This window comes from Burkholderia sp. Se-20378, assembly GCF_017104665.1.
In the GTDB taxonomy this organism is placed as follows: domain Bacteria; phylum Pseudomonadota; class Gammaproteobacteria; order Burkholderiales; family Burkholderiaceae; genus Burkholderia; species Burkholderia lata.
The window spans coordinates 1-4,923 of the sequence record NZ_JAAGPG010000588.1 but is presented as its reverse complement, the minus strand read 5'-3'; the positions used below and the strand labels follow the sequence as shown (position 1 = coordinate 4,923).

6 protein-coding genes and 1 pseudogene are annotated in these 4,923 nt (G+C 66.5%); all 7 read left to right on the top strand.

Annotated elements, in window-relative coordinates; translation table 11 throughout:
- Nucleotides 1-9: 9 nt before the first annotated feature.
- Entirely contained in the window at nt 10-516 is a 507-nt protein-coding gene (locus G3N93_RS34260; RefSeq protein ID WP_174942634.1) for an RDD family protein, read from the top strand.
- A 225-nt stretch (nt 517-741) separates the two neighbouring features.
- Entirely contained in the window at nt 742-1,680 is a 939-nt protein-coding gene (locus G3N93_RS34255; protein WP_206134956.1) for a UDP-2,3-diacylglucosamine diphosphatase, read from the top strand.
- Between the two features lie 29 nt (nt 1,681-1,709).
- Complete coding sequence (locus G3N93_RS34250) at nt 1,710-2,744, top strand: glycosyltransferase family 1 protein (protein ID WP_206134955.1); 1,035 nt, start codon at nt 1,710-1,712, stop codon at nt 2,742-2,744.
- On the top strand, nt 2,741-3,277 hold the full coding sequence (locus G3N93_RS34245) for a diacylglycerol kinase (RefSeq protein WP_011352720.1): 537 nt from the start codon (nt 2,741-2,743) through the stop codon (nt 3,275-3,277). The genes G3N93_RS34250 and G3N93_RS34245 overlap by 4 nt, the downstream gene beginning before the upstream one ends.
- Before the next feature lie 205 nt (nt 3,278-3,482).
- The gene (locus G3N93_RS34240; protein WP_174942642.1) at nt 3,483-4,241 is read left to right on the top strand and encodes a TetR/AcrR family transcriptional regulator; all 759 of its coding nucleotides are present in this window, start codon (nt 3,483-3,485) and stop codon (nt 4,239-4,241) included.
- Nucleotides 4,238-4,819: a TIGR00730 family Rossman fold protein gene (locus tag G3N93_RS34235; RefSeq protein ID WP_011352722.1), complete on the top strand. Its 582-nt coding sequence runs from the start codon at nt 4,238-4,240 to the stop codon at nt 4,817-4,819. Before G3N93_RS34240 ends, G3N93_RS34235 begins: the two co-directional genes overlap by 4 nt.
- 22 nt (nt 4,820-4,841) lie before the next feature.
- Nucleotides 4,842-4,923: pseudogene (locus tag G3N93_RS34230) on the top strand (NAD(P)-dependent oxidoreductase); the annotation flags it as partial.

Sequence of the window (4,923 nt, the reverse complement as noted above, 5' to 3'; positions counted from 1 at the left end):
CGTTCGCCCGTGGCGAACGCCCCCGCACCCGAAACCCCGGCCGCCGCGCCGTCCGTGCGGCGGCGTCTCGCTGCTCTGCTCTACGAAGGCGTGCTGCTGTTCGGCGTGGTGTTCTTCGCCGGGCTCGCGTTCAGCCTCGCGACGCAGCAACGCAACGGCCTCGTCCATCACAACCTGCTCGCCGCCTGGATCGCACTCGTGGTCGGCGCGTACTTCGTCTGGTTCTGGACCCACGGCGGCCAGACGCTGCCGATGAAGACCTGGCGGCTGCGGCTCGAATCGTCGAGCGGCCGGCCGCTGAGCGCGGGCCACGCGCTCGTCCGCTATGCGCTCGGCTGGCTGTGGTTCCTGCCGCCGCTCGCGCTGCATCCGCTCCTCGGCCTGCCGGTACCTGTCACGCTCGCGCTCACCGCCGCATGGATCGTCGTGTGGGCCGGCGCCGCGCGGCTGCATGCCGACCGCCAGTTTCCGCACGACCGGATCGCACGTACGCGCGTCGTCGCGATACCACGCTGACGCACCGCATTCACCTGACGAAAACGCCTCGCCGGTGCGCCTCCCGCCCGGCCGGACAGCCTTGCCGGACAACGGTCGGCCGTTCCGTACGGCAGGTTGCACAACGCCCCGCCATTCACTGCTAAACACCCTACAGCGGTCGTAATAAGAACGTCTCGTGACTGTCACGGCACAGTCACGCCCGCATGGCGGAATGCCGGTAATGTCAACCGGCGCGAGTCATGCATGGGCCAGAAAACGTCCGCGACCTCCCTGTTCCGTCACCCCATCGGCGCCCGCGCCGCTACCGCTTTCCTGTCCGGTTCTGCCGCAACCGACGGGCTGGTGTCGCAAGACCCGCCAGTCGGGCACGCCGAGCAGCATGACGACCCCGACTCGTCTGCCCACCGCTACCGCACCATCTGGCTGTCCGACATCCACCTCGGCTCGAGCGGTTGCCAGGCGCCGTACCTGCTCGACTTCCTGCGCCACAACGATTCGGAGTACCTGTACCTCGTCGGCGACATCATCGACGGCTGGCAGCTGAAGAAGGGCTGGTACTGGCCGCAGGCGCACAACGATGTCGTGCAGAAGATCCTGCGCAAGGCACGCAAGGGAACGCAGGTCGTCTACATCCCGGGCAACCACGACGAAGGCGCGCGGCAGTTCTGCGATCTCGCGTTCGGCGACATCCAGGTGCGCGGCGAGGCGTTCCACACGACGCTCGCGGGCAAACGTTTGTGGATCGTGCACGGCGACCTGTTCGACGGCGTGATCCAGCATGCGAAATGGCTCGCGTACCTCGGCGACACGCTCTACACGCTGATCCTCGTGCTGAACCGCTGGTTCAACCGGATCCGCAGCCGGCTCGGCTTCCAGTACTGGTCGCTGTCGCAGTACCTGAAGCACCAGGTCAAGAACGCCGTCAACTTCATCTCGCAGTTCGAGACCGTGATGACTGACGAGGCGCGCCGCCGCGGCTGCGACGGCGTCGTGTGCGGCCACATCCACAAGGCCGAGATCCGCGACATCGACGGCGTGCTGTACTGCAACGACGGCGACTGGGTCGAAAGCCTGTCCGCACTCGTCGAAACGATGGAAGGCGAACTGAAGATCGTCTACTGGACGGTGATGCGCAGCGCACCGACGGAGACCACGTCGCGCAAGGCCAAGGCCACTGCCTGACACACCCTTACTTACAGGACAAAGCCGCGATGAAGATCATGATCGTCACCGACGCGTGGGAACCGCAGGTCAACGGTGTCGTGCGCACGCTGAAGAGCACGTCGCGCGAGCTCACCGCGCTCGGCCACCGCGTCGAAATGCTGACGCCGCTGGAATTCCGCACGGTGCCCTGCCCGACCTACCCGGAGATCCGCCTGTCGATCCTGCCGTACCGCAAGCTGCGCGCGCGGATCGATGCGTTCGCACCCGACGCGCTGCACATCGCGACCGAAGGTCCGCTCGGCCTCGCCGCGCGACGCTATGCGCGTTCGCGCAAGCTGCCGTACACGACCGCGTACCACACGCGCTTTCCGGAATACGTGCAGGCTCGCTTCGGCATCCCGCTCGCCGCGACCTACCGCTTCCTGCACTGGTTCCACGGCCCGTCACTCGCGGTGATGGCGCCGACGCCGGTCGTCAAGGAGGACCTCGAGAAATTCGGCTTCACGAACGTCGTGCTGTGGACCCGCGGCGTCGATCTCGACGTGTTCCGGCCGATGGAATCGAAGGTGCTCAATACCGCACGGCCGATCTTCCTGTACGTGGGCCGCGTCGCGATCGAGAAGAACGTCGAGGCCTTCCTGCGCCTCGACCTGCCGGGCTCGAAGTGGGTCGCGGGCGAAGGCCCCGCGCTCGCGGAGCTGAAGTCGCGCTATCCGGAAGCGAACTATCTCGGCGTGCTGTCACAGGCCGAGCTCGCGAAGGTGTATGCTGCGGCCGACGTGTTCGTGTTCCCGAGTCGCACCGACACGTTCGGCCTCGTGCTGCTCGAGGCGCTCGCCTGCGGCACACCGGTTGCCGCGTATCCGGTGACGGGCCCGATCGACGTGCTCGGCGGAGGCGACGCTGGCGCGATGCACGAAGACCTGCAGGAAGCCTGCCTCGAGGCGCTGAAGATCGAACGCACCACTGCGCGCGCATGGGCCGAACGCTTCTCGTGGCGCGCGGCATCCGAGCAGTTCGCGTCGCATCTGAAGCCGCTGCCGAAGACCGCGTACTCGCCAGCAGAAGGTGCCGCCGTTTGAAACGAGACCTGAACGACAAGACCCCGCCCCCCGACGCAACGCCGCAACGGCACCGCCCGTTCGACGAGGAAGAGCCGCACGCCGACGCGGACGTGCATGCGCACGAGCCGCTCGGCCCCGACGATCGGCTCGCCCCGCTGCCGCCTAACCCGTACAAGCGCCATCGCGGCATCACGCGCGCCTGGTACGCCCTCAAGCATTCGCTGAACGGCTTCCGCGTCGCGATCCGCGAGGAGAGCGCGTTTCGCCAGGAACTCACGCTCGCCGCGCTGATGCTCCCGATCGGCGCGTTCGCACCGGTGCCGGCCGCCTCGCGTGCACTGCTGATCGCGTCGGTGCTGCTCGTGCTGATCGTCGAGCTGCTGAACTCGAGCGTCGAGGCCGCGATCGACCGCATCTCGCTCGAGCGTCACGAACTCTCGAAGCGTGCGAAGGACCTCGGCAGCGCAGCCGTGACGGTCGCGCTGTTCGCATGCGTGACGACGTGGGGCTTCGTGCTCGGACCGGTCGTCGCACGCTGGCTCGGCTTCTAGACGGCTGCCCTGCGGGCACCTGTCGTACCGCCCGCGTGCGGCGCTGCACCATGCGCCGCGCGGGGCCGCGATCACGAAATGCCCCGATGTGGCGAAACCCCGGTTTATAATCGTCCGCTAGACATAGAACAGCAACCCGCGCCGGACGAATCACGCAGCATCGATTGCAGCGCCCGCCAGTCCGGCACACACAGGGCCGGACGACATGGAAGCGAAACCTCCCCGCCGCACCCGCGAACGGATTCTCGAGTTGTCGTTGAAACTCTTCAACGAGATCGGCGAGCCGAACGTCACGACCACGACGATCGCCGAGGAAATGGAAATCAGTCCAGGCAACCTGTACTACCATTTCCGCAACAAGGACGACATCATCAACAGCATCTTCGCGCAGTTCGAGCAGCAGATCGAACGGCGGCTGCGCTTTCCCGAAGATCATCGTCCGACGATCGACGAAACCTGGTCGTACCTGCAGTACATGGCCGATTTCATGTGGACCTACCGGTTCCTGTATCGCGACCTCAACGACCTGCTCGCCCGCAACCGCACGCTCGAGACGCACTTCAAGCAGATCATCAGCCACAAGGTGCGCTTCGCGCGCGACATGTGCGAGCTGCTCGTGTCCGACACCGAGATGGTCGCGACGCCCGCCGAGATCGAGGTCATCGCCACCAACATGGCCGTCATTTCGACGTACTGGCTGTCGTATCAGTACGTGATGCATCCGCGCAAATACAACGACCAGGACGCGATCCGCGAGGAACTGCACCAGGTCAGCATGCACGTGATCTCCGTGATGGCACCGTACCTGCGCGGCCGTTCGCGCCAGCTGTTCGACGATCTGGTCTCCGGCAAGCTGCCGAAGCGCCAGTTCACCGACTACCTGCCGCCGCGCGACGGCTCGCCGCGCCCCGCCGGCAGCCCGGTCGTCACCGGGCAAGCCCCCGCCAAGGATTCCAAGCAATGAAGGCAGTGTGTGTTTATTGCGGCTCGTCGTCTGGCGTGCGGCCCGTCTATGCCGACGCCGCGCGCGCATTCGGCCGCGCGCTCGTGGATGCGGGCCTCACGCTCGTCTACGGCGGCGGCCGCGTCGGCCTGATGGGCGTGATCGCCGACGAAGTGATGGCGGCCGGCGGCCGTGCGGTCGGTGTGATTCCCGAACTGCTCGTCGACAAGGAAGTCGGCCATACGGGGCTGTCGGAACTGCACGTCGTGCCCGACATGCACCACCGCAAGAAAATGATGGCCGACCTGTCCGACGCGTTCGTCGCGATGCCCGGCGGCGCCGGCACGCTCGAGGAGCTCTTCGAGGTCTACACGTGGGCGCAGCTCGGCTATCACCGCAAGCCCGTCGCGCTCTACAACATCGATTCGTTCTACGATCCGCTGATCGCGCTGCTGCGCCATACGGTCGACGAGGGCTTCATGCGTCCGGCCTATTTCGATGCGCTGTGCGTCGAATCGGAACCCGTCGAACTGATCGAGCGACTGCGTCGCTACCAGCCGCCCGTCCACGACAAGTGGGCGCCCGACGCAGCCAAGTAACCGTCACCGGAACCCGCACGCGATGACCGCACCGTCCGACCGCAAGGCCGTCCTCATCACCGGCGCGAGCCGTGGCATCGGCCGCGCGACCGCCGTGCTGGCGG